Below are 26,903 nucleotides of genomic sequence, written 5' to 3'. Positions count from 1 at the left end.
AGAAATATTTTTAGTTGAGTTTTACCGAAGGGCTGAATCCACCACCTGGCGGCTTATCTAATCTCAGTAACAGGCCCAGTTCTTTAGACCCTACACAATAAACAAGTCCGCCCTTAACACCAAATTGCAGGTAACCGCCCAGCCCGCCATTATAAGTAAGGCCAAATTCGCCATTGGCACTACCGGTTAAACCGATTTTGCAAACAGAAAAATTGTACAGGCAAGAGGCATTCGCAATTGCTTTCCCTCCTATGGTTACACCGCTTTTTAAATTGACCATAATGCGGAGGTCTATCCCAGCCGAAAAATCGAAAGTTGGAACAAATGCACTCATCCCTGGGATATCATCTAAGCTAGGTCCTGGCAGCTTTGGCAAATCGGCTTTGCCCAATGATTTCATTACGTTTACATAAACACCTGTTAAACGCTGTTCCAAATCGGGCAGTTGGTTGTATAGCGTCACATTCAATAGATCCTGTTTCATATAAGCTGGCAACGGGCCGTTATAAAAGCCAATGGCTACGCCACTTTTAAAGCCATTGAGAATAGGCAGCGGTGTAAGCGAAGCGTTAGATATGATACCGCAAAGAATAAAACCATTACCATCTATCTGCATATTAATCTTACCATCATGCAGATTAACAGGCCCAACAGGAATATTTTGGCCTGAAAATTTTAAAGAACCTGCTAATATTTTTTTATCAAAATCGAAAGAAATATCCAGCCCGCCGAAAGGTGTTTCCACATTTTCTACTTTTATTTGTTTGCCTGATTTTTTATCATTTTCTATCGCTCCGTTTACAATAAAATCAATCTCATCCTGCCCTTTTACCAGGATTTCTTTGCCGTCTGCTAAAAAGTTTTCAGGTTTAGCCGTAAATTTTACCAGGTTCCAGGTATTGCCATTAACCTTACTACCGCCATTCAAAATCGTCATAAACCTGCTGCCATCAGCGCCCATTTTTATTTTGTCATTGGGCAGGATATCCATTTGCGTACCTGCAGGAGTTTTAGTAATTGTTCCGTGTAAGGGTATGGCATCTGCAAGTGTATTTTTGTAGATCAGCAGATCACCTGTAGCTTTAAAAACACCATTCGATAGGCTAAAGCTGGTTCCATTAAACTTTACTTTACCAGGCAGCTCTATATCAGTCTGCAGTTTTTCGGTTACCTGCTGTATGCTGCCGTTTTGATCTTTATAATATTTAAATCTACCCGTAACATTGTTGTTTGCCCCGGGGATATCGAGACTGGTATTGCCAATAAGGGTAAAATAATCCTTACCAACCTCTATACCGCTAATCGTTTGCGAGATCACATTAAAAAACGGATGTTTAACGGGTGTGACATTTACGGTTCTATGTATCCCATCACTATAGGCGCTCATGATTTCGATATCTATTTTATCCAATACCGAGATACCGGGGATATTTGCAATATAAGCCACCCGCTGGTAATTACCGCCCGACAAATTTATCCGGTAATGCGGTTTCTGATCAAAAGGCGCTGCTGCATCGTAATTTAAGGTCAGTTTTGCACCGCCCACCAATTTTAGCGGGGTAACATTACCCAGGGTTAAAACTTCGTTGCCGCTAAGGTTATTTGTACCCAGATCAATCGCTGTTGGCATAATCAACATTTCGTTCAACGGAACATTCGGCAGGTCGGTTTGCAACTGCCCGCCAATAATTTTAAAGCCACCTTTATTCAGTTCGTATTGCAAACCTTTGCCCCTAATGGTCCATTTTTCTAAAGGAATGGTTATATCTCCAACATAATCCTGCCAGCTAATGTCATTTTGAGAGACCTTTACCGTACCCGCCTGTAAACTGCTGATACCCACTAAAGGGATTTGCATTTTTATGGCCGTATTTATGGCGAAAACATCGGTATTTACATACGATCCCTTGAGCATAGTGGCTTCAAAATCATGCACTTTGAAGCTGCTTACCCCATATAATGCTTTAAGGTTATATTTAGAAAGTGGTGTAAAACTATTTGCTGCACCCAGAACATCTATCGGGGCAGATGGAAGTGCCTGATTAAAAAACTGGGATTTATCATGATCAAACAAAAATCTGCCATTATAATCGTAACTAAAGTTAAAGGAGGCCAGTTCGGAGGTTACAAAACCGCTCAACACACCCAAACCGTTTTTGCCTTTGCTAATCTTTAACAACGGATATTGAAAAAACTGATCGCTGCCCAATACCTCGCAAGAGAATTTATTAAAGGCCATAACCTTAAACGCATTGGTTTGTACTGTTATTTCGTTGGCTGTGGGCACAAAAATATAATTAGGCGTACCATTTGGATTTGTTTTTTTGTCGATGTATACCTGCAAATTTTTAAATGGTAACCTTGCATTACTTAAAGCCGTTTTAAACGTAGCATTATCAGGTATTTTAACAAATGCACCGCTAATTTTTAAGGCAAAAGGTGATGAACCTTCTTCTACAGTATTGACCTCGATCGGGATTCCCCAAATTTCGGCCTTCATGTTCAGGCTTGTTAGTTTAAAAACAACATTACTCACCGTATTTGGTCCCACGCCATAACCAAAAAGCACCGTCTGTTTTTGGCTTTGATAACCTTCATCGCCACTTTTTACCGCGTACACATCCATCGGACTCTGGATATTGAGCCCAGAGTTATAATCAAAAAACATCGATTGGTTAACGGCACCCGGAAGTATATAGTAGCCCTTATCATCAGTATAGGTTTCATTCTGTACCTGACCATCCTGATTGGTACCACTAATGGTGTATACCCTTGCATTTTTGATCGGTTTATTTGTCTTTTCATCAAGCACATAACCTACGATCGTTTTTGCCCGGACCAGCTTGATGGGAATTACCTCCGATGTTTTGCTGATTGGTATATTTTTGTAACTATCATACGTAACATAGCCATAGGCAACTACACGGATATGGAATTCGTTATCAGGACTTGCCACAGCTATTTCGTTGGTCAATCCAGTTTTACTGTCGCTGGGATAACAGACGTTTAAACTTTGGCCAACAGAGGTGCAGCTTTCGGCAACAGGATTATTATTTTCATCCACTATTTTAAACCGCACGCGGTGCAGTTTTTCTTTTACCACTATCTTCCCAGTAGGATCATTTACATTACTCACCAGTGTATAATCTCCTGCATTAATATTCTTACGAAGTGCTTCAGGGAAATAATTATCAACAACCGGTACCACTTCTATCAGGGTAAAATTACCACTTGCGGTGTTTTTAATATCGAACCATCCGTTATCTGCAGTTTTTACAAACGGACCACCAGCGATGCGGATATTACAGATAACTGGCTCTCCCTTTTCGTTCACTACATGTCCCACCAGCTCGCCACCACCCTTCATATATTGCTCTACCTGGGCAGGAAAACGTTCTCCAAAAGACAATTTCTGTTTGCTCGCTATGGTTAAACTCGCATAACCAGGTTTTGAAATCACAATGCTGCGCAATGGTCCGATCACTTTTGTTAAATTGCCTTGCTTTTCCGTTGTTATCGCTAAATCTTTCAAATGCAGATAACCATTTATATCTGTGGTATAGTCTTTTGAACTTGGAAAAAAAGATTTATCTGTAGCATATTCGTAAACGGTAACGGTAGCATTGGCAATTGCTTTAGGCATGTTATTCTGCATCGTCATTACCCGGAGGTAGATCTCTGGGTTTTTGGGTGAAATAATAATTTCGCGTGCAATAGAACCAACTTTATGTACCGAACTTCTTTTGCTCAGTTTATAGTTTACATCATGAAACGGACAATTGTTACAAGCGTCGGATTGGATCACTTTGGTTTGCGTTTCGTAAGCAAAATTGCCTTCCAATTTATTTTCCAGCGCTAAGGTATACTTTCTATCCGATGACTTAGTAGTATAATAACTATTGGACAGCAGTCTTTTAAATATTATTTCCCCATTTGCGTCTGTTTTACCTAAGTCTAATACAGTTGCTGGCTCGTTCAAAATAGTTGCTTTCAGATCTTTGTACACTTCTATATTCGATTCTACCGGGTACGATGGATCAGTTCTATAATCGCTTTTAAGCACAGCCAGCTGTACCGGGTAACCTGCAACAACTGCACTTGTCTTTAATGCCTGATCTGCAATTTCATCATCCGTCTTTACCTTTATTTTTAGATTATAAGAACTTGCAAACACAACTTCATCAGGCAGATGAATGGTTTTACCATTTTTCGGAAAAATAATCAGATCAGAATTAGTGTATTTATCTTCCCCCATTGCAATACGGAGCGCCCCGTACTCAATCGACTTGTCTGCTCTTTCATCCATACCCGTTTTCATATTGTTTAAAAAAGAAACCGAAAAATTACCATTTTCATCTGTGGTAACTGTAGCCAATATTTTATCTTGTGTTCTTTCAGGGTCAACGTAACCAGATGAACCTGGAGGTGTAGTCCATGGTGCGTTTTCAAGGTCACTAGTTTTTAAGTCGTTATACTGGGTTGGTGTTTTCGCTTCGGATGTAAACCGTGCATAAACAAATTTTATCTTAGTATTTTTTACTGGCCTGGTTTCATTATCCTGGTTAAACATTCCATTACAGATAAAATCAGGCAAAGGTGCATCGTTAAGCACAAGCATGCTAAAGTTCCCAGCTTTTTTGGTCACATATGCCGGTGGAAAATTAAAGCTGCTGTTGTTGGCTTGTTCATTTTCTTTTTTATAGCGGTATAATAATCTGCCAGTTATGGTAACCATATTATCTACTACCGGAGGTAATTTTGGCGCACCATTGTATTTAAACAATACGATTTCGCTATTACCCAAATTAGTGAAGTTGATGTTTTTACCATATGCATCTACTCCTTTTGCCATAATCTGGATGGCATAAGTGGCACCGGGTTCTAAAGCTGCTTTTCCTGACGAACCTGTGATTTCTTTATTGGGATTGTCGAATGGTAGTTTGCCTGCTGCCGGAAGTGCTTTCAGCGTATAAGTTGTGGTGCTAATTTCATCGTTTACAATTAGTCCGCTATTAGTAGCCAACACATTTTCTGCCTGATCATTCGCGCCAACCTTTGCTATCTTGATGATGTATCTGATCTGGGCATTACTTGCACCCGTACCATTCCAGCTAATATCTATATTGGGCTGATTTAAAATATTATAAGCATTTCGCACTTCTGTAAATTCTACCTTATTTGTAGGTGAAGTGATTACTGGCGCAGCCAAAGTAAGTTGTGGTACCGAGTAAGTAAAAACATTGGCCTGACTCGTTCCGTTATTTTTAAAAACTGTCTTTCCTGTCGGATCGAAAGCTTTTATACGCCAGGCATAACTTTTCCCTGTTTTTAAGGGCGGGTCTGAGGGCGATAAGCTGTAAGACATGCTGTTCATCGTCTTATTGATCAGTGGAAAAGATGCGGAATTTAAAACCTGGTTTGGATTTGAGCTGACCAATGGCATTTCGGCAACCTGTAATATATACTGGGTACCCATTGGTACAAAACCGGCATTTATCCAGTTAAAAACCAGGCTTTGCGGATTGGTAGCAAATAGCGTTAAGTTGCTCAATGGATTAATGAGTACCGGAGCATCGGGGTAAGCGATATTAATGTTTGTACAGCCCAAAGGTGCAGTGGCTGAAATAACCTGATTGGTATTCATATCTACCGCCTGAATGCAGAAAACATAGTTTCCTTCGGGTAAGCGTGAGGTTTGCACCAATCTTACTTTATCAATGCCGTATACATTTAAGGAATTTAAATCGAAAATATCCTTTAAGGCCAGTCCGTTTAGCTGTTTGGTTTCATTTGGATTCAAAATAACAGGCTGTAAAGGAACATAATTGGATTTCGTGGTGATTTTTATACCATTATCACCCTGAAGCTGCCCCACTAACTTTATTCTCTTTTGCAGGGCGGTTAAATTGGTAATGGTTAATAAAACTTTTGAAGCATTTGTTCCTGCATAATCGGCATAAAACGGAGAATATGGGGGTATAATAGTCGTGCTGATATTAACACTTTGGGCCATTGTAATGTTACAATAGAGCGAAAGCATCACGAATAAGAACAAAATCGGTACACATTTAAAACCTTTTATAAAATGATCGTAATTTCTCATGCTGAATGGTATTAAATTTTAAAAGGAATGCGTTAAACCAAGATTCGACCTCAATTCGTTAAAAGAAGGAAGCGTAACATCTTTCGAGTTACTTTTCAGGTAGTTAAGTGATAAATTGGCCGCATCACGTTTGCCAAGACGGTACGAACCATTAAAGTTTGCATTGAATATATTACCCGCATCAATGCTGTTATTGCGCTGGAGCTGATAGCTAACAGAAGCATTAAGGCCCAGATTACCCTTATTTAAGGTTTGGTTAAGGCCTAAAGTTGGACCATAAAAAATGGTCTTGCCAAAGGCAACCTCTGCAACGGTATAACTTAGATTAGCATTAACACCAAAGGATTTTTTTGGCATACCGAGCTGGTAAGAAAGGTTGATGGTTTTACTGTTCGATTTACTGTTAGGTTTGGTTAACTCATTTAAATCTACCAGCGATTGCAGGTTACCGACCAGAACAAAACCATGACTAAACTTTTCATCAGTAATATTATACCTTAAAACAGTGCTCAGGTTATGATTGGTTCTGGCCACACGAAACATATCTATAATGGGGTTTAATCCCCTATCCTGGGTAATTCCAAAATTGGTGTACCTTAAATCGAAACCATAATCTGCTTTATTAAACGAAATATTGGCGGCCCCAATTTTCCGGTTAGAGCGTACTGCTTTATCGTGCAGGATATTGTCATTCTGTAGTCCAAAACTGCCACCCAGCTGCAGTTGTCCCTTCATTAAACGAAGCATACCTTCAACGGTATAATTTTGCACATCGGTTTCAAAATAGTAGGCTCCCATACTTTTATAATCGGGGTCTACCCTCCGATATTTGAACCTTACATCGTAGCTGCTGGCACTGTAACCAATACTGGTTTGTGCGGCGGTTAACAATTGGGTTGAAGCATTAAGGGTAATCAGGTCTTTAATAAAACCAACCTTGCCCAGTTTTAAGTTTTCGACCGTATCTGACAGTACATTCCGGGTATAAATACTTCCTGAAACGTCTATATCAAAAACAAAATGTTTTAAGAAGCTGAATCTGGATGATAAACCCAGCACCATATTTTCCGCAGGGCTCAGTTCTGTAGAAACCGGGGTAGCACTTAAAGAACCTACATGGTCTTTCGCATTCAGAAAAATGATATCAACATGGTTTCGTTCGGTACCCCAACCCAATTTGGTGCTATATCCCGTCCTCTTGTAAGCAGCTTGTTGCGCCAGGGCCAATGGCTGATTGAGATCTTCTTCTATCGCTTTGTTAAAACGGCCGTAAACAAAACCAAACCTGAGTTTGCCCGGATTGAGTTCTACGCCTCCACCCAAAAAATTATGCCCGGCCAAAGTAAAAGGCGAAAATTCTAAACTCTGCCAGCCAGCATGAAAAGTAGCCCATTTATAGGTTGGACTGATTCCGTATTGATTGAAGGGCTGCGTGTAACTTCTTTCCTGATCGCTCACCACGACCGAAAAGGGTAAAGTAACCCCGTAAATGGTTAAAGTTGGTGCGCCGTTAAAAATATAAGAAAAATCGCGCTGCCTGGCTGGGATCCCCTTTACATTATAGGTACCAAGTCCCAGACCTATGGTACCGTTAAATACAACTGGTTTTTGTTTTGTGATCTGGCCCAGGTCTTGCGATCTGGCCAAAAAAGCAGCACACAAAAACAACACAAAAAGTGATATGCGTTTCATAGATTCTACGTTTGTTAGAATGGGAATTATGGGCCATATGTGTAACTACAGCCCTAATAACATCACTTTAATATTTTAAAATCACTATCTTTTAAATTAAGCTGATGCATGGCCTGCAGCAATGGTGTATTATTGGGCTTGATGCTTAATACGCCCGTGCTGCTTTGTGGAACGATAACAATTCTCACTTTATCTACAGGGTAGGCCGTAAAGGTTGAACCAAACCCATTATAAAATGAAATTCTAACTTTTGCGGTAGTTGCATCAACCCTCAAAGAATAGCTATAAATTAAATTTTGATTTGGGCTTTGACTTAAATCGGTATAGTTCAACTGCTTCCAGCTATAAACACCCGGCGCTTCTGTTTTGCGCATATACACCATTACAATACCTTGACTTACAGCAGCTAAATGTATGGCTGGGATATTAAATACCGATGTAGTATCGTTGAATGAAAGTCCATGTTTCTTTAAAGCATAGGTATTAAAATTAGCGCCTTCACCATTCCAGGTAAAGGTTACATTATCTGGGGTTTCTAAAGAAATTACATTTGAATTTCCATCTGCACCATTAGCACCTTTTAAAGATGTTCCCGGAAAAGGCCAGGCGCCCCCTGTTTTAGGGCCATACATCACATAACTGGTTAAGTCTAGGTAAAAATCACCATCGTTACCTATTGTATTTTGCGGAGCTCCACCTCCGCTTAAAATTTTATTTCCATTGGTACCATTAGTTCCATTTGTACCGTTTGTTCCATTCGTTCCATCGGCACCTTTTAAATTGGTACCAACGCCCCAGCCAAAAATTGCTGTTTTAGGACCATAAATCATAACCGGTAGCCTGGAGATATAGAAGTCTCCTATTTTACCTAAACCTGGGTCTGGAGCAGTTTCTCCACTATAAATGATCGTACCATCGGCACCTGCAGGGCCAGTCGGCCCCTGTGCTCCAGCTGCCCCACGCAAAAGAATAGGAACGCCCCAACCTGTATTATCTTTAGGGCCATATAACAGATAATTGGTTTTGTCTAAATAATAATCGCCAATTACACCAGTCGCTGGTAAAGGTGCACCATTACCGCTTAGGGTTGTACTACCATTTGAACCATTCGCTCCATTAGTACCATTGGTTCCGTTGGTACCGTTTGTGCCGTTAGTTCCCTTCAGCACGATTGGTGTGGCCCAGGCACCAGCAGTTTTTGGGCCATATAAATTACCAGTTGTTTTGTCCAGGTAATAATCTCCATTTGCGCCAATTGTAGCGACAGGAATACCTGTGCCACTGTAAATAATGCTACCATCTTTACCAGCAGCGCCAGTTGGTCCCTGTGCACCATCTGCACCGCGCAATAAAATAGGGATACCCCAGCCAGCGGCTGTTTTTGGGCCATATAATTGATAATTGCTTTTATCCAGGTAATAATCGCCTGCAATACCCGCTGCTGCAGATGGAATACCATTTCCGCTTAGTGTAGTGCTGCCATTTGTTCCATTGCTTCCGTTGGTACCGTTTGAACCATTAGTACCATTTGTACCATTGGTTCCTGCAGCCCCCATTAGAGTAAGTGCTGTACCCCAGCCGTTCGCTGTTTTTGGGCCGTAAAGATTTCCTGTAGAACGGTCTAAATAATAATCGCCGTTTGCAGCCAGTGCTGCCGGAGGCGTTCCTGTTCCGCTATAAATGATACTACCATCTTTACCTGCGGCGCCTACTGCACCTGCATTTCCTGCTACGCCTTGTGGTCCGGCAGGGCCTTCAGGCCCCTCCAATCCTGTCTCGGAACAAGAATTGGATAGTACAGTTATAAAACAGATCATTAAAAAAAAGTAAAAATTTTTCATAAGGATAATTTTGATTGGTTGAGGTATTGCTCCAGGCGTAACAATTTGAAACCTAATCGATGAACGGGACTAAATGTTCTGTAAAAGGTTTGCCTGGCATTTGTAATCTAAATGATCACGGATCAAATTTATCTCAGAATAAGCGTCGGCACATAGTACAAACACGACAACCTTAACCAAATGCAGATTATTTAAAGAGAAGTTTAAAATTCTGATATAAATACCTAACTTGGATACCGTAAATATTACCTCTCACCTTAAAAGGTCAAAATATTATGGGTTTTACCTATTTTTTGCCTGAACCAAGTTTGGCACAATACGTGGAAAACGTTATTGTTATCGAACTCAATTTCAACGAAGATTTCATGAAAGAAATCACAATCGTTCCTGATTACAGGTCTTGCTTGTGTTTTATACTCGAAGATAAAATCAGTGCTTATGAAAACGGGCAATTGGTGGAAAGAGAAAATGTAATTCTGGCCGGCTTCCATTTGTTTTCTACGATTATGAACCTGGGCAAAAAACACCGTGCGGTATGTGTACAATTTAAACCAATTGGCTGGAACAGTTTAATGAAAAATGTACCTCAGAACGAGGTGTTGAACACCTGTTACGATGCAAAATTATTTTTGGGAAACTATGCAGCTATATTAAGTGAACAATTGGCAGAAGCAAGCTCGGCCCTGGCACAAAACTACATCATTCAATCTTTTCTGAAGGAAAAACTGAATAGCTTAGCAACGGCCTCTCCCTTTGACCGGGCAATTGATGTTTTTATCCGCTCGGGTGGTAACCTGACGATAGAGCAAACAGCCTCCCTTGCCTGTTTAAGCCTGCGGCAGTTTGAAAGGCTCTGTAACCATAAAATTGGGGTTTCGCCAAGAATGTTTGGCCGGCTGATTAGATTTTCCAATACCTATAAACTTAAAGAACAGCATCCGCACCTGTCATGGAACAAGATTGCTTTTCACTGTGGTTATTTCGATCACATGCACCTCATCCGCGATTTTAAACAGTTTTCGGGTACCATACCCAGTATTATTGTAGACGAAGACCACTTTAGGTCTTTCCCTTATGATCGCCATAAAAATAATCTTTCGGGCAGTCCCATTCAATTCAATGACCAATTTATGGATTAATGGGTGATGTAAAATGGATGATGGCCATCAGCGCCTCATCAAAGAAAAAAATTAACTCGCTCTTGTTGATCTCTTTATCCTAAAACCATCCATTGGTTTTGCTTCGGCGCTTTATATCCCTTCAACGAAGCTGTACATTTGTAAAAAAAACACAATGAACGATATTACAGATTACCCTGTCTTAGCCTATGTTGTTAAGCTGATTAAAAACACCATCACCGACATCAAAACAGAATATATTGCCCCAGCCAGTGTAGAACTTAAGGATGGTAATGACACGATATACCTCCAACAGCGATCGGATGAAAATGGCAATCCTTCAACGATTTTTATCAATGATCCTAAAGATATCATCTTCAGTGAAGACCTGCTCCCCTCTTTGAAGAACCTACAGGAAGGAGCTGAAGGAAAAACAGCAGAAGCATTATTGAATGCCAGAGTGATCATCAATGATTTAGATGTAGAAACACAGCTGATTTTTCAGGCGGTAAAGGATCATTTCGATGAGATCAGCAACAGCTATGAATTTTTTAAGGCAATTGAAAAACAAACCGATAAAATAAAAAGCAGCTTTAAATTTGGAAGTCATTCCTTTGAACTGACCGTGATTAACCAAACACCACTTATCTCTGTTACAGCAGGCTTCTCTCCTTCATTTGATGAGTCCATCAAAAAAACGATCGAAAATGATGCCGCTAAGGTTCAGCTGGCCGTTCAAAAAATATTTGGGTAAAAGCAACTTTAGCAGCCTAAAGATGGAAATTAAAGAGAAATGCCCTGACTTATGGGTAAAGGCATTTCTCTCCAAATAGCAATATGAATCTTCGTCTTAAAATTACTTGTCGTTAAACCGTTTTAAAAAATCATGGTGGCTTTCAACCCATTATTTCTGACATAGAAAAACCCAAAAAGCAGTAAAGGCAAAATGAGGTAGGGCAGATAATCGTCTAACGGACAATAGGCCGTATTTTCGTCGAAGTAGCCCCTTTCTCCAGCCTCATACGCCACGGGGGAAGTACTAGTCTGGATCTTGCAGCCCATAGGTGTTTCGTAGGTTATCCAACGGTAACAGGGATAGGTTGCCATAGCTGACGCATTCCAGGTATAAGGAGCTATTGAATAGCTGGGATAGCCCTTGAATACATATTTACCGTTATCACTTGTACCCAGCCAGTCATAATATACGATATCGGTGGATGATGATTTACAGCCGAAAGGAGGATATACGGTTGGCTGTGCAAAGCAGTTGTTAAATAGCACGCATGAAGAAGCAAGCATCAAAATGATGAAGATCTTTTTTATTCTCATAGAAATTGGACGACTTAAACCGCACGCACGTTAAACTAACGTGAACGCTTAGGGATCGTTACAAAGATAACTATTTTTAAAAAACAGCATGCAAGCATCAGGGTTTGATGGCAAGTTTAGATTTTTTAGGTCAATCCAACCTTTGAGTTTAACCTGCTATTAACAAAAAAGAATTTATCGAAACCAAGCAATTTTTAGTCTTAATGTTCAGGAGCACCCTTAAACTCTTATACGACAAATGTATCCCCCACCTCAAATCTTTTATTTCTTCAGGCACCAGGTGGTCATTGACCGAAGGTTCTGCACATTGGTAGTTTTGATGGGCTCATGTAATGTAGCTGCAAGTTTTGCTGTAAAATGCAGTAACCTGTCTTGATTAACCAAAAAACGTTCTGATTGATCAGGCAAAATATACTTTCCGTTACCGATTGAGTGAACCATGTTTTCGATACCGATATCGGATGCTAAACGACAGAACAGGTAGCCGCCGGGACGTAATACCCGCCACATGGAGTTTAACATCTCCTCAAAGTGTTTCATATTGTTTGCAAAATGAAGTACGGCATTACTGATCACCAGATCAAATGTTTCATCGTTAAAAGGAAGGTCTTCGACTAATCCAACCCTGAAATTTTCTGCAGGAGAAGTTTCAGAAAATGGCGCAGCCAATTGTTTAATCTTTTCAATATGGTGCGCTGAAGAGTCGACGCCATATACCTGGTACCCTTTGCGGATAAAGTAATCTGCGTTCCTTCCCGTTCCGCATCCGGCATCCAGAACAGACCGGCAATCGTTGTAGGTTCCCTTTAAAAGCTGATCAAATAAGTAGATGTCGATATTTCCAAACTGGTCGCGCAGGTGATCTTTCATATAAAAATGTGAAATCAAAAATAAGCATATTCTCTACACCAATAGATTCCTTAATCGATTTTAGTATTTCTTTTACGATTTCACATACCTTAAGTCGGCGCAGCATAGACAAGGTTCGTACTTTCGGAAAGCTTATAAACTCAAGCGATCCTCTCTAATAAAGAAAGGATCGCTTGAGTTTGAGCTGGTAAGTTAATCAGCTATTATGGAAGATAACAGCAAGACTGTTATCGCGGTTATTACCTAAAATTGTATTTTAAGCCGACTTCAAATTCTCCGTTTGCATAATTTTGTATATCAGAAGTATTGGTAGTATACATGGCCAATATTGACAAGCGGTTTTGATAAGTTGTGCCCACCCCGGCAGTGAAACTGTTACTCGTGTGATAAATGCCGGTAAACAACAGTTTATTACCCCAGAACTGCGCATTTAATCCGAGATCAACAATATCGCGGTAATTATCAATGCCTCTATAACTTAATTTGGGTTCAATCACATTCAGCACCTTATCGGGATTAATAAATTTATAGCTTACTGATGCAAAATAAGAAGCGCGGTCGACCACCGTTCTTTCATCATCACGTTTCAAAAACCGCTTGAGGTTTAATACTGATCCCTGAATATTAAAATGCTGACTACGGTAAGCCATACCAAAATCGCCATCAAAATACAGTTTACGCTGGTTAAAGTTCGTTAAGGAAATATCATTCTGGCTTCCCTTAATTTTTGTCAGATCGATCCATTCGTTCATGATACCTGCTGAAAGACCAAAATCAAGATAATCAGAACCATTATTGAGCGGCAAGTGGTAAGCATAGGTACCTTTGAAACTGGTGCGCTGAATTACCCCTATATTTTCATTGTAAAAAGAGGCACCTACGCCAACTTTATTGTTGTTGGCACCATAAGCTGCCGTTACGGATTGCATAGCTGGTGCGCCTTCTATTGCTGTCCACTGAGCCTTATAAGCTGCAGCAGCCTCCCAACCCTTCTCAATACCTGCCATGGCCGGATTGCTGAGATAAAGGTTCTGGTAATACATACTGCCCATAGGGTTGAGCTGAGCAAAGGCTGGGATGCAGATACTGAACATCACCAATGTGATAAGCATTTTCCTTGTTTTCATCTTTATACTTTTTATGCCATAACCAGTATTTTAAACTGGTTATGGCAGGTTAAATCTTAGTTATTACCTACAATTGTGATATAGCCTTTTCTTACCCCTATACCTGGACCAAAGTCGATGATATAGTAGTAGGCGCCTTCAGGAACTAAAGATCCTTTTAAGGTACCACCCCAGCTGTTGTCATATCCTTTCATTTCAAATATCGACTTACCGGCACGGTCGAAAATGCGTACCGTATTGTTTGGATACATATCGATATTTTCGACAACCCATGTATCATTTTTACCATCACCGTTAGGTGTAAGTACGTTCATGATATTCAGCACCTGGTAATCGGCCCTCACCTCGAGATTAAAGGTTTTGGTACTGCTTCTTCCGTACTGGTTAAACCCGGTAACGGTATAAGTCGTATTTTGAGATGGCCTAACGGTTAATACGGCAGTGTTTTGGCCACTAATAATTCCGTTTGCATTTGTCCATTGATAAGTTAATGCACCCGTTGCAGTAAGTATTGCCGTTTCGCCCTTACTAATGCTATTACCTTTATTGCTGGTAATGGTAATTACCGGTGGCGGATTTTCGATTACTGTAAACGGCTGTACTACATTAGTTGCTGCCTGGTAATTGGCGTTTCCGGCCTGACTGGCAGTAATGTTGATCACACCTGCTTTCAAGATTTCTACCTGATTACCATTAATAATCCTGGCTACAGCCGGATTGCTGCTCGTATAGGTTACGGTTAAACCAGAGCTTGCTGTTGCCGTTAAGGTAAAGGTACCATCGGTATCTAATTTATTGGCTAAAGCTGCAAATGTAATGGTTTGTGCGGCTGGGTTAACGGTAAGCGTACCCGCAACATAAGAAATGCTGTAATTTGCTGCTGCAGCACCACTTGCCGTAATTGGGTAATTGCCAGCTGGCGATGTTGTAATAGCCGTAGTACTTAATGCTACCGGACTGGTTAATACAGCTGCTGTTTCAGTACCTGCGAAACCATTATAACTTGCCGTAAGCGCCGGATTGGCATCACCAAAGTTTTTATTTTTATTATCGGCCGTGATGACCAATGTTTTTCTGGTAATGACCAGATCGGCCGGCGTATAGGTAATAATATAGTTTGTTCCGGCTGAGATGGTGTTCTGCGCAATGGCATAGTTGCCTATATTCTCTCCGGCTGCGCGGCTTAAACTACCTGTAATGACATCGCCCGTGGCTAATGCACCTGTAGAAAGTGTATAAGTTAATGCGACATCGGCACTGCCATACACTTTTGTTTTCGCATCGGCCGTAAGCACAATTGGTTTAGCGCTGATGTTAGCAGTGGTAGTTGCCACGCTAGCTAAAGCATAATTAGCTGCTTTGGCGCCCGATAACAGCAAACCTGCCCCTGTTACCACTTTCGCAGTACCTACGTTTTTATCGGCAAAGGTTGCTGTGCCACCTGTTAAGGTTACATCGGCAGCATCAGCCACGAGTACACCGGTTAGGCTTCTTCCCGAAATGGTAGCTGTAGTATTTCCATCGTAAACCTTATTACTTGCGGTAATGCTTCCGTTAACCGTTTTTGCAGTAATAGCAGCTGTAGTAGTCGCTACACTGGTTAAATTGTAATTAGCAGCTTTTGTACCAGCCAGTACCATGCCTGCAGCCGTAACCGTTTTACCGGTAGCCACATTGGCGTCAGCAAAACTGGCTGTTCCGCCGTTTAAGTTTACATCTGCAGCATCTGCAGTTAAAACTCCTGTTAAGGTTCTGGTTAACACCGTAGCGCTAGCATTGCCATCATAAACCTTGTTGCTTGCGGTAAATGATCCGGTGATATTTCTAACTCCAATATTAGCCGTGGTGGTAGCCACTCCTGTTAAGTTATAATTAGCAGATTTTGAACCTGCTAAAGTCATACCTGCTGAAGTTACCGTTTTACCTGTACCAATATTGGCATCGGCGAAACTTGCTGTTCCACCAGTTAAGTTTACATCCGCTGCATCAGCTGTAATTACACCTGTTAACGTTCTGGTTAACACGGTTGCTGTTGTATTGCCATCATAAGCCTTATTATCAGCCGTGAATGCTCCTGTGATATTTTTTGCTGTAATGTTGGCTATTGTAGTGGCTACACCTGTTAAATTGTAATTGGCCGATTTGCTTCCTGTTAAAGTTAGGCCAGCCGCCGATACCGTTTTTGCTGTGCCTACGTTAGCATTGGCAAAGCTTCCTGTTCCGCCTGTTAAATTCACATCGGCAACATCGCCTGCCAGTACACCGGTTAAGGTTCTGGTTAAAATATTGGCAGTAGCGTTACCATCGTAAACCTTATTGTCGGCGGTAAAGTTTCCGCTGATATCCTTCGCGCTAATATCGGCTGTTGCAGTGGTTATTGAAGCCAAAGTATAGTTCGCGGCTTTCGCACCAGTGATGGTCATACCTGTTGCGGTAACGGTTTTACCTGTGCCTTTACTGGCATTGGCAAAACTGGCTGAACCGCCTGTTAAAGTAACGTCGGCAAGATCAGCGGCTAATACGCCGGTTAATGTTCTGGTTAATATACTTGCAGTTGCATTACCATCGTACACTTTATTACCAGCGGTAAAGTTACCGGTAAGTGTTAAACCCGTAATGTTAGCGGTAGTAGTGGCTACGCCCGTTAAGTTATAGTTACCAGCTTTGGTACCTGCCAGGCTCATGCCTGTTGCGGTAACGGTTTTTCCGGTACCCATGTTGGCATTGTCGAAATTGGCCGTTCCGCCTGTCAAATTCACATCAGCTACATCTCCGGCCAGTACACCTGCTAAGGTTCTGGTTAAAATGTTTGCCGTGGTATTTCCATCGTATACCTTATTATCTGCAGTAAAATTACCTGAGATATCTTTTGCAGTAATATCGGCGGTTGTTGTACCTATCGAGGCTAATGTATAATTAGCAGCCTTAGTACCGGCCAGGGTTAAGCCTGTGGCGGTAACGGTTTTACCAGTACCTTTATTGGCGTCGGCAAAAGTTGCTGTACCGCCGGTTAGTGTTACATCGGCTACATCAGCGGTTAATACGCCTGTTAAACTCCTACCCGAAATGCTAGCAATGTTATTACCATTGTATACCTTATTGCTAGCTGTGATATTACCAGTAATAGCCAAACCTGTAATATTTGCGGTAGTCGTGGCTACTCCGGTTAAACTGTAGTTGGCAGCTTTTGCTCCTGTTATGGTCATGCCTGTAGCGGTAACCGTTTTACCTGTACCTGCACTTGCTGTTGCAAAACTTGCTGTACCACCTGTTAGGTTAACATCAGCAGCATCAGCAGCTAATACACCGGTTAAGGTTCTGGTTAAAATACCTGCGGTAGTATTACCATCGTACACTTTATTATCGGCAGTAAAGTTTCCGCTGATATTTTTAGCAGTAATGTTTGCTGTAGTTGCATCGACTGTGGTGATGTTATAGTTAGCTGCTTTGGCTCCGGCTAATACAAAACCTGATGCATTTACAGATTTACCTGTGCCTACATTTTCATTGTTGAATGTTGCCGTGCCTCCGCTCACCGTTACATCGGCCACATCAGCAACCAGTACACCGGTTAGGGTTCTTGATAAAATGACCGCGGTTGTGTTGCCATCATAAGTTTTACTATCGGCAGTAAAGCCAGCACTTAAATCTTTGGCGGTAATATCAGCCGTTGTAGTGGCTACCGAAGCCAAAGTATAGTTAGCCGCTTTGGCACCGGTAATGGTCATACCTGTTGCAGTAACTGTTTTACCTGCACCTTTACCGGCATCAGCAAAACTGGCTGCCCCACCTGTTAAGATAACGTCGGCTACATCGGCTGGCAATACACCTGTTAAAGTCCTGGTTAATATGCTTGCCGTTGTATTGCCATCGTAAACTTTATTAGCTGCAGTAAAATTACCGGTTAAGCCCAGACCTGTTATATTGGCTGTAGTAGTGGCCACTCCCGTTAAATTATAGTTGTCGGCTTTGGTTCCGGTAAGGCTCATACCCGCAGCAGTAACTATTTTACCTGTACCAATGTTGGCGTTGGCAAAAGTTGCTGTTCCACCTGTTAAGTTTACATCAGCTACATCAGCTGGAACTACTCCGGTTAAGCTTCTGACTAATATCGTTGCTGTATTATTACCATCGTAGGCTTTGTTACTGGCGGTAAAGTTTCCGCTGATATCTTTTGGTGTAATATTGGCTGTTGTGGTATTTACGGCAAATAAGGTGTAGTTACCTGCTTTAGCACCTGTTAATACCATTCCGGTTGAGGTAACTTCTTTACCATTTCCGGTATTGATCCCACCAAAAGTAGCGGTTCCGCCTGTTAAGGTTACATCGGCAACATCAGCTGCCAGTACGCCTGCTAAAGTTCTGGTTAATATGGTTGAACTATTATTGCCATCGTACACTTTATTATCGACGGTAAAGCTACCCGTTAAGGCTAAACCAGTGATATTCGCGGTGGTAGTAGCCACACTACTTAAGCTATAGTTACTTGCTTTAGCTCCAGTTAATGTCATACCTGCAGCAGTAACCGTTTTGCCTGCACCTACACTGGCATTGGCAAATGAAGCTGTGCCACCTGTTAAAGTTACGTCAGCGGCATCAGCAGCTAATACGCCTGTTAGGGTTCTGGTTAATACGCTTGCCGTAGTATTTCCATCGTAAACTTTATTATCTGCAGTAAATGCGCCGGTTAAAGCTAAACCTGTAATATCGGCTGTGGTAGTAGCTACGCCTGTTAAGTTATAGTTGGCGGCTTTGGTTCCGGTGAGGCTTAAGCCTGTTGCCGTAACCGTTTTACCTGTAGCGGCCAATGCATTGGCAAAAGTTGCGGTTCCACCTGTTAAGGTTACGTCTGCTTCTTCTCCGGCCACTACACCAGATAAAGTTCTGGTTAAAATATTGGCCGTATTATTACCATCATAAACCTTATTGCTGGCGGTAAAGTTACCGCTGATATCTTTAGCGGTAATGTTAGCTGTTGTTGTATTTACGGATGATAAAGTATAGTTAGCCGCTTTTACTCCGCCAAGCGTCATACCTGCTGAAGTTACGGTTTTACCATTGGCTACATTGGCATTATCGAAAGTGGCAGTACCTCCTGTTAAGCTTACTGCTAACTCATCTCCGGTTACTACACCGCTAAGGGTTCTGGTTAAGATGTTTGCGGTATTGTTTCCATTATAAACTTTATTATCGGCAGTGAAGTTACCTGTAAGGCTTTTTGCATTCACCGTTAAAGTTTGTGTTACGTCGGTTGCGGCATTATAACCGGTACTTGCAGCTTGTTTTGCTGTAATTACTGCTGATCCGGCCGAAACAACGTGAATTTTACCCGCTACGATTGTAGCCACCGCTAAGTTATCACTGCTATAAGTTATGGTATTAATTGCAGAAGTTGCGCTGGTTGCCCCAGGATCAAAATCGGCATTACCATAAGTAGTTGACGCGGTGCCTGCAAAGGTAATGGATTGATTGGCGTTTGGCCTGTTAACCGTTACGGTATAAGTTTTAGTAGTAGTTCCATTTTGAGCCGTTACTTTAATATCAAAAGTATTGTTACCAAAGTTTAAGGCCAAATCTGCTGTTTCTACCGCACTGGTTAGCGTTACATAACCCGCTCCGTTTGCATTAATTTGAAGTGTTGACCCTGCCGCAAGTGCAGTAGCTGTTAACTTTACTACATTGGTTGCGGTTAAAACACTGGCAGTATAGGTAGTGGTTCCCGCTGCAAAAACTGGCGTTAAGCCTGCTGTGGTACTTAATGCTGATAAATCGGCATTAGCATAATAAGGGTCATATAAACCAAAATCTACATCCGTTCTATTTTGTCCCGAAGCAAGTACGAAGGTTGCACCATTTGTTCCAATCCCATCCAGATCATAAGTACTGGTGTAACGTGCCGGATAACCCGACACCACTACTTTATAGGCACTTGAAGGATTTAAATTACTGAAGGTATAATTGCCCGATGCATTTGTTGTGGTCGTTAAATTTACCACATTCGCAAAGATATCAGTTCCTGTTAAGGTAACCGTCGCGCCCGCTACGCCTGGCTCGCCGCCATCCTGTACACCATTTTGATTATAATCTAACCAAACGAAATCGCCAATTGAAGCCGCTTCCTGTTTATTAACGGTCAGGGTATAGGTTTTGGTTACTGTCGTTTCTTCTGCCGTAACTTTTACATTAATTAAGTTAGCACCATTATTCAGTGTATATGCTGAAGAAGCAACTCCATCCGTAAGTGCCGTATATGCGCCTGCGCCTAAACTCGATGTTAATGTTGCATGGCTTTCAGCTCTTGTAGCGGTAACGGTTGCCGTAGTGGTGGTATACGGTACATTGATGCTGTAAGCTGTAGTACCTGCAGCAAAAGTTGGTGTAAACGTTCCGGCATTGGTGGTTAAAGAAGCCAGATCGGCATTTCTGGATTTTGCTCCTGAAACCGTTACAGGGTTAGTTGCATCTGCAATGGTAACCGCTGCCGCTGCTCCTGCATTCCAGTCTTCGGCTGCTGCCAGGTTATATACGGTTGCATCCGCTGCTGAAAGACCATCTTTATTCATGAGTAAAGCCAAACCAGCTTTATCTGTTGTACTAACCGTTATGCTGAACGAGGTTCCACTCGTAACCTCCGCATTTGGCGAGTCGGTAAGTGTATAGGTTGCAGCTGCTTGTCCCTTAAAAGTTAATTTATTGGCCACAATATCATTTGCAGCGCCATTTAATTTTAAAAATCCTGTTCCTGATACGCTAAGTACGCCAGTAGTGGCATCGTACGTTGCAGCTGTAATGGCTGGTACAGCCACACTATTTACCGTAATGCCGTTTCCGGTTAAATCTGCTACAACAATGGCTGCATCTGCTCCTGCCGCCCAATCTTCAGCTGCTGCCAGGTTATACGTTGTTCCGCCTGTTGAAGCTGTTCCGTCTTTATTGATGATTTGATTGACAGCTGCTTTATCTTCCGGACTTAGGGTTAATGAAAATAATCCAGTAAAATTAATCTCAACGTTTGGTGTATTCGTTAAGGTGTAAGTTACTCCACCCTCTCCGGTAATTGTAAATTTATTGGCGACAATATCATTAGATGCCCCACCTATTTTGCTAAAGCCTGATCCGGAAACATCCAATATTCCTGATGAAGCGTTATAGGTGGCACTGCTAATGGTAGGAACAGGCACGTTTGAAACTGTAATTCCATTACCCGTTAAATCTGCAACAACTACTGCTGCATCTGCCCCAGCCGCCCAATCTTCTGCTGCTGCCAGGTTATACGTTGTTCCTCCTGTTGAACTTGTTCCGTTTTTATTAAGTATTTCTTTAATGGAAGTTTGATCTGCCGGGCCTAGGATAATAGAAAAAGTGGTGGCGTTTATTATTTCAGCTGATGAACCTGCATTTATCGTAAGGGTTGCACCGCCCTCTCCGGTAATGGTTAGTTTATTCGCTACGATATCATTTGCTGCGCCATTTAATTTGGTAAATCCGGTTCCGGTTACGACTAGCGTATTTGTACTGCTGTTATAGGTTGCTGATGTAATGGTTGGAACGGCAACATTACTTGCCGTAATTCCGTTGCCAGTTAAATCGGCCACCACCACTGCGGCATCTGCTCCGGCGGCCCAATCTTCGGCAGCTGCCAGGTTATACGTGGTTCCTCCTGTTGAGGATGTTCCGTTTTTGTTGATAATCTGGCTAACTCTAGGCAAATCTGTAGCACTCAATACCAGCGTAAACGCCGTTGAAGAGCTGATTTCGGGATTTGGGGTATCGGTTAAAGTATAGGTTGATCCTCCTTCACCGGTAACCGTAAATTTGTTGGCGACAATATCATTTGCCGCTCCTGTTTTGGAGAAAAAGCCTGAACCAGTTACGACAACAAGGCCAGTGGCAGCATCGTAAGTAGCTGAAGTGATAACAGGAACAGCAACATTACTTGCTGTGATTCCATTACCGGTTAAATCTGCTACAACAACTGCTGCATCTGCTCCGGCGGCCCAATCTTCAGCTGCTGCCAGGTTATATACAGTTGCACCTGTTGAACTTGTTCCGTTTTTATTGATCACCTGGTTTACGCCTGCCCGATCTGCAGCATCTAATGTTAAAGTAAATGCAGTTCTCGAAGTGATTTCTACGTTTGGTGTAGTCGTTAGCGTATAAGTACTACCGCCTTCTCCGGTCAGGGTAAACTTATTGGCGATGATATCATTTGTTGCACCATTGAGCGATAAAAAACCTGTTCCTGTTACGACTAAAGCCCCGGTTGATGCATTATAAGTTGCACTGGTAATGGCAGGAACGGCAACATTGGATACCGTAACCGAATTAGTAGCATCTGCAATAACTGATGCGGGATTTTCTCCTGCTGCCCAATCTTCGGCCGCTGCTAAATTATAAGCTGTTCCGCTGGTAGAAGCTGTTCCATTTTTATTGAACATCATTTCTACGGCATTTCTATCAGCCGTATTTAGCGTAATAGTGAAAGCTGTTGATGAAGTGATTTCTACATTAGCTGAAGTAAGCACATAATTTGTTCCTCCCTCTCCGGTTAGGGTTAATTTATTCGTTACAATATCATTGGTTGCACCTGCAAAAGCCGGAAACGCCGATCCTGTTACGGTTAATGCTCCTGTTGAAGCGTTGTAAGTAGCTGAAGCGATGGCTGGTGGTGTAGGTGTAGCGGATACATCAGCAGTTTTAGCACTTTCATTAAAGTAATTGTCTTCTGCTGAAATGCGATAGAAATATGGCGTTCCATTGGTAAGCCCCGTATGCGTATAGGTTGTGGTTCCTTTTGGAATAGCAGCCAGTAAAGTCGTTGGCGCCGCTGTAGTACCACCATATACTTTATAACCTAATAAATCGACATCTGCATTGGTGTTCCAGGTTAGCGTGTTTTGCGAGCTTCCTGCGCTTGCGGCCAAACCGGTTGGAACAGTTGGAAGTGTAACATCAGTTGGAGCCAGTTTAATTAATTCACCACCCAATGCGCCATCATCTCCGTCAGCAATATATCCTGTTGTACCAATAAAAGCTACCCCATAAGGTAAAAACGTACCTGTCCCATGCAAACCTGAGTAAAAAGCAGCTGGCGAGCCGGTAGCAGCAGTATATTTATTTAACGAATAAGTATTTCCTCCGCTGGTTTCAGAAGCATATAAGTTACCGAATTCATCAAGTGTTAATGTTGTAGCATAGGTACCTGTTGCAATACTTGTTGTAGTTGCGTAAGTAGGGGCATTTATTTTTAAAATACCACCGGTTTGCGTAGTTCCATTATAAGTTTTGGTTACAAAAACATCACCGTTGGTTGCAACAGCAATTCCAGTAGGATAACTCATTCCGCTTCCCGAAATAAGACCATGATAGATCATTGTTTTACTGGTAGAGTTTATCGTGGATGGATCGGTATATTTAACCACAGCATAATCTGTATTGGTAACATTATACTCCAAAGCATATAAATTTCCTGCCGCATCAAAAGTTAATCCGGTAAAATATCTTCCTGTTTGCACTGTAGTTGCCGCATAACTCGATGCTGCATTTAACCTGATAATTGCACCATTATTCGATGTAAAATCGGTACTCAGATAAACATCACCGTTGCTCGCTACAGTTAAACCCCATGGATATTCTCCCGATTGAGAGGTTAAACCACTATAAATAATGGTGGGACTACCTGTACCGCCAATATACTTGGCTACATGATAAACCCCAGGGCCAGAGGCCTTGGTAACATAAACATTACCACTGGCATCTTTAGCCAAAGCCGCATACAATCCTCCGGAATGCAACTGAGTTTTAGTATACTGGGCAGATGCGGGAGCAAGCGCCAGAAAAAGCACGATTACTGAAACTGTAAAAGCTACTTTAGTAAAAAATCTCTTCATAAGCGTTAATTAGACTGATAAATATGGATTTTCCCAACCGCTTTCAGTTTCGCTGTAAACAGTTGATATATCGTATCCCAAAGCGGTACCCTGAGAAATTATAGTTGCGTTATTTTTTTTATTGGTCGTATTGATTTTCACAATATCGATCAATGGAAAACTTTGTTGTTCCTGGCTGCCGAAATGAAGTAACCCTCTTGGTCCTATTGTTCCACTTTGATTAAATTCGATTACCGCTGTTGAAGCATTGCCGATGGTTAGCTGTGCTTTCATTCGGCTTAGCATTAAGCCTGCTTCGTAGCCAAGCATCCCAAACAGGTTGGCTTGTTGTTTGCCAAAATTTTCGAAATCCCGCACAAAGGCCGGATTAGTTCCTGTTCTATGTTCCTTACTCCAGGAAGAAGCACTGTAAAAGTTTAATCCAAGGTGACCTATATCTTCCAGCATATCGGGGTAGGCCATGTTTTCTACGGTGACTAAAGGAATTACATTATTAAACTTGCTGGATTTCCATTGTTTAAGGAATTCGTTTCCGATTTGTCCAACAAAAATGGCATGTACATAATCTGGTGTATTTACATCTATTTCATTAAAAAAATGGCTTAAATCCAGATTGTTTTTATTGGCTTGATTTTCGGGAAGCACAGTACTTCTAAGTTGATCTGCCCCGGCAGAACCAACTCCGCTTAAAAAAGATGCTCCTAAATTAAAACCACTTTCGTAAAGTGGTGATATCATCAGGCCTCTTGGTCCAAATTCTTTAGTGGCCCATTGCCCGAGCACATATTCACTTTGCCAGAGCCCCATTGAAAGACTGGAGATATTCGTGCCATATCCTTCTGAGGCTGGCACTGATTCTCCGAAATCAAAGAATAAACCCAGTTTATTATGATTTTCTAATATCGGTTTCAGCTCAGGATATATTTTAGGGCTGATCATCCCCATAAGCACATCTACCCCGTCAAAAAAGACAAGTTTTTGTGCCGCTTCTAAAATGGCTTTATTTCCGCCCTGGCCAACATAGGTTGGCATAAAGGCAAAATCAGCAATGCCATAAGACATTTTACTTGCCGCACACAGAAATCCGGCCGTAATATGCTGTGCATAAAACGGATAGACTCCTGAATAAGGCATCAAAAAACCAATTTTAAGTGGTTTGTTCATTTAGTTTCGGGATGGAAAAATACCTTCGGTCGCAATACTATAATTCAAAACCAAATAAGGCTGCATATTTTCATGTGGCTGGCTACCTCCTGCAATCCCTGTATTAAATGGTTTAAGTGTAGCATTAGCAGCCACATCTGAATAGGTTTTAAGAGATACTGCATTAGGGCCTGATCCTGTTTTCGGAGAAGCAGAAAGAATTACACTTGCCGAAGGTACATCTAATGTTCCTGAAGAAGTAACTGCTGGTTCAGCAACGGTATGAGTATGCTGTGGTATTTGAGTGCTGATTAGGGTTACAGTTTCTACCCCTGCCATTTCACCAAGTGTACGTGGACTAAGACCAGGTCCTTGCCCTGTCCCCATAGCTACCCTGCCTCTTAAATCTGGTAAAGCAAAAGTATTCTGCCCATTCCCTCCATAAGTTGTGCCTAACAATGAAAAAAGAGCTTGATTTGAAGCAATAGCCATAAGCTGCCCTGAACAAAATGCCCATCCTCTTGGGGCAAAACTAAACCCGAATAGGGCAATAATTCCTAAAAATGGTGGATCCATGGTATTTGTTTTTTGGTAAAGATTTGATTAATTAAGATTTAATATTTTTATACAGATTTCTCTATTTTTTTCAGGTCGGAAAAAACAACATGCATTTCTTCTCTGTTTGAGATACCTGGAATATGTCTTTTAAAGGCTAAACTGCTACTGGCTTTTTCTTCAGCAAAATCAAAGGATAATTGAGCCACCGACTGTAATCCTTTATGACTTGTACCCAACAGCACTTCATTCTTTTCTTTATTGCGAAGTACATAAAGTTGATTTTTACCTGCTGAAACATTTCCTCCGATAATGAGATCTACCAAACTGGTATCAGCAGCAAGTTGCCTGTTGCTCTGTTTTGTCTTTGAATCAAAACCCAAATGAGATAAGCAAACCACTAAATCACATGCTTCGTTTTCCTTTAAGAATCTGGCCATCTTATTTAATGCAGCGGTTGGATCAGACACTTTTAAACCGGTGATGTTAACCGATTCTCCGACACCTGTAACCCCTACTCTATATTTGCCATAGGTAATTACCTGGTAGCTTTTTACCGCTTTTTGCAATTTCGGGTGTTCGAAATGATAATTGCAGCTTAACAAATCGAAAGCCATGTGCGGAAGTAAATCGGCAAAAGCATCAATCCCTTGTTTTAAATCTGCAGCACTAAGATTCACCGCATGGTAACCTACCTTATTCATCCACTGAAGGGTTTCGGCATGGTTATTTCGATTAAAATTTAAAAATCCTCCAGCATCTAACAATAAAGTAGAAACCAGTTCGTTATTGATGGTAGTTTGTAAGGACTTTAAGCCGCCAAATCCCTGAGCAGTTGAATCAACAGCGCCGCAAATATCATTGCTATACATGATATTAAGCTGTTTTTGGTTTACAGATTTGGTATAGATAGAACGGCTTGCTTTAGCGAGCGAATCAATTGGTCCGGCCAATAAAAGACTACTGCTTAACAAGACGTTCCTCTTTAGAAAAGAGCGTCTATTGGTATTCATAAAAATTGAGTAATGGGATGTTTGTTACTATAAAGATGAGACTATTTTACTTATAGTACAAATACTACAAGCTTAGATTTATACACTCCTCCGTCATTCAGTAGACAAAACAATTAAAATAGTATACCAAACCCCTCTTTTAGTAGACGAAAAACGGCATTTTTTAACTATTGACATATGTCAATAACTGCAAAAACATAGAAAATATGTCATTTTCTCCCA

Annotated in this window: 12 protein-coding genes; 2 read left to right on the top strand and 10 right to left on the bottom strand. The window is 41.5% G+C overall.

Annotated features, from left to right (window positions below):
* Positions 1-10: 10 nt before the first annotated feature.
* From AC04QZ_RS01590 to AC04QZ_RS01580, 3 genes are all read right to left on the bottom strand, one after another.
* The gene (locus tag AC04QZ_RS01590) at positions 11-6,103 is read right to left on the bottom strand and encodes a carboxypeptidase-like regulatory domain-containing protein (protein ID WP_478356307.1); all 6,093 of its coding nucleotides are present in this window, start codon (positions 6,101-6,103) and stop codon (positions 11-13) included.
* A gap of 18 nt (positions 6,104-6,121) precedes the next feature.
* Entirely contained in the window at positions 6,122-7,795 is a 1,674-nt protein-coding gene (locus AC04QZ_RS01585) for a hypothetical protein (RefSeq protein ID WP_478356306.1), read from the bottom strand.
* A 62-nt stretch (positions 7,796-7,857) separates the two neighbouring features.
* The gene (locus AC04QZ_RS01580) at positions 7,858-9,636 is read right to left on the bottom strand and encodes a hypothetical protein (RefSeq protein ID WP_478356305.1); all 1,779 of its coding nucleotides are present in this window, start codon (positions 9,634-9,636) and stop codon (positions 7,858-7,860) included.
* Positions 9,637-9,911: 275 nt separating this feature from the next.
* Here AC04QZ_RS01580 and AC04QZ_RS01575 point away from each other — a divergent pair, with 275 nt between their 5' ends.
* Positions 9,912-10,775 carry a helix-turn-helix domain-containing protein gene (locus tag AC04QZ_RS01575; RefSeq protein WP_478356304.1) on the top strand — a complete coding sequence of 288 codons (864 nt, stop codon included), beginning with the start codon at positions 9,912-9,914 and terminating at the stop codon, positions 10,773-10,775.
* A 154-nt stretch (positions 10,776-10,929) separates the two neighbouring features.
* The gene (locus AC04QZ_RS01570; protein ID WP_478356303.1) at positions 10,930-11,508 is read left to right on the top strand and encodes a hypothetical protein; all 579 of its coding nucleotides are present in this window, start codon (positions 10,930-10,932) and stop codon (positions 11,506-11,508) included.
* 122 nt (positions 11,509-11,630) lie between these two features.
* Here AC04QZ_RS01570 and AC04QZ_RS01565 read toward each other — a convergent pair whose 3' ends face one another.
* The 7 genes from AC04QZ_RS01565 to AC04QZ_RS01535 all read right to left on the bottom strand — a co-directional run bounded on the left by AC04QZ_RS01565 (position 11,631) and on the right by AC04QZ_RS01535 (position 26,681).
* A complete protein-coding gene (locus AC04QZ_RS01565; RefSeq protein WP_478356302.1) occupies positions 11,631-12,083 on the bottom strand; it encodes a hypothetical protein in 453 nt (150 codons plus the stop codon).
* Positions 12,084-12,344: 261 nt separating this feature from the next.
* Positions 12,345-12,953 carry a class I SAM-dependent methyltransferase gene (locus tag AC04QZ_RS01560; RefSeq protein ID WP_478356301.1) on the bottom strand — a complete coding sequence of 203 codons (609 nt, stop codon included), beginning with the start codon at positions 12,951-12,953 and terminating at the stop codon, positions 12,345-12,347.
* 239 nt (positions 12,954-13,192) lie between these two features.
* Positions 13,193-14,080, bottom strand: coding sequence for a PorP/SprF family type IX secretion system membrane protein (locus tag AC04QZ_RS01555; RefSeq protein ID WP_478356300.1), 888 nt, complete (start codon positions 14,078-14,080; stop codon positions 13,193-13,195).
* Between the two features lie 56 nt (positions 14,081-14,136).
* Positions 14,137-23,970, bottom strand: a complete 9,834-nt coding sequence (locus AC04QZ_RS01550; RefSeq protein ID WP_478356299.1) for a YDG domain-containing protein — start codon at positions 23,968-23,970, stop codon at positions 14,137-14,139.
* A gap of 9 nt (positions 23,971-23,979) precedes the next feature.
* Positions 23,980-25,134 (bottom strand): ABC transporter substrate-binding protein, encoded by a 1,155-nt coding sequence (locus tag AC04QZ_RS01545; protein WP_478356298.1) that lies wholly within the window; start codon positions 25,132-25,134, stop codon positions 23,980-23,982.
* Positions 25,135-25,689 (bottom strand): phage tail protein, encoded by a 555-nt coding sequence (locus AC04QZ_RS01540; RefSeq protein ID WP_478356297.1) that lies wholly within the window; start codon positions 25,687-25,689, stop codon positions 25,135-25,137.
* Positions 25,690-25,736: 47 nt separating this feature from the next.
* Positions 25,737-26,681, bottom strand: a complete 945-nt coding sequence (locus tag AC04QZ_RS01535) for a bifunctional UDP-sugar hydrolase/5'-nucleotidase (RefSeq protein WP_478356296.1) — start codon at positions 26,679-26,681, stop codon at positions 25,737-25,739.
* Positions 26,682-26,903 lie beyond the last annotated feature (222 nt).

The organism is Pedobacter folensis (assembly GCF_056490665.1).
The sequence above is the reverse complement of the archived record's forward strand: the minus strand, read 5'-3'. Positions and strand labels throughout refer to the sequence as shown.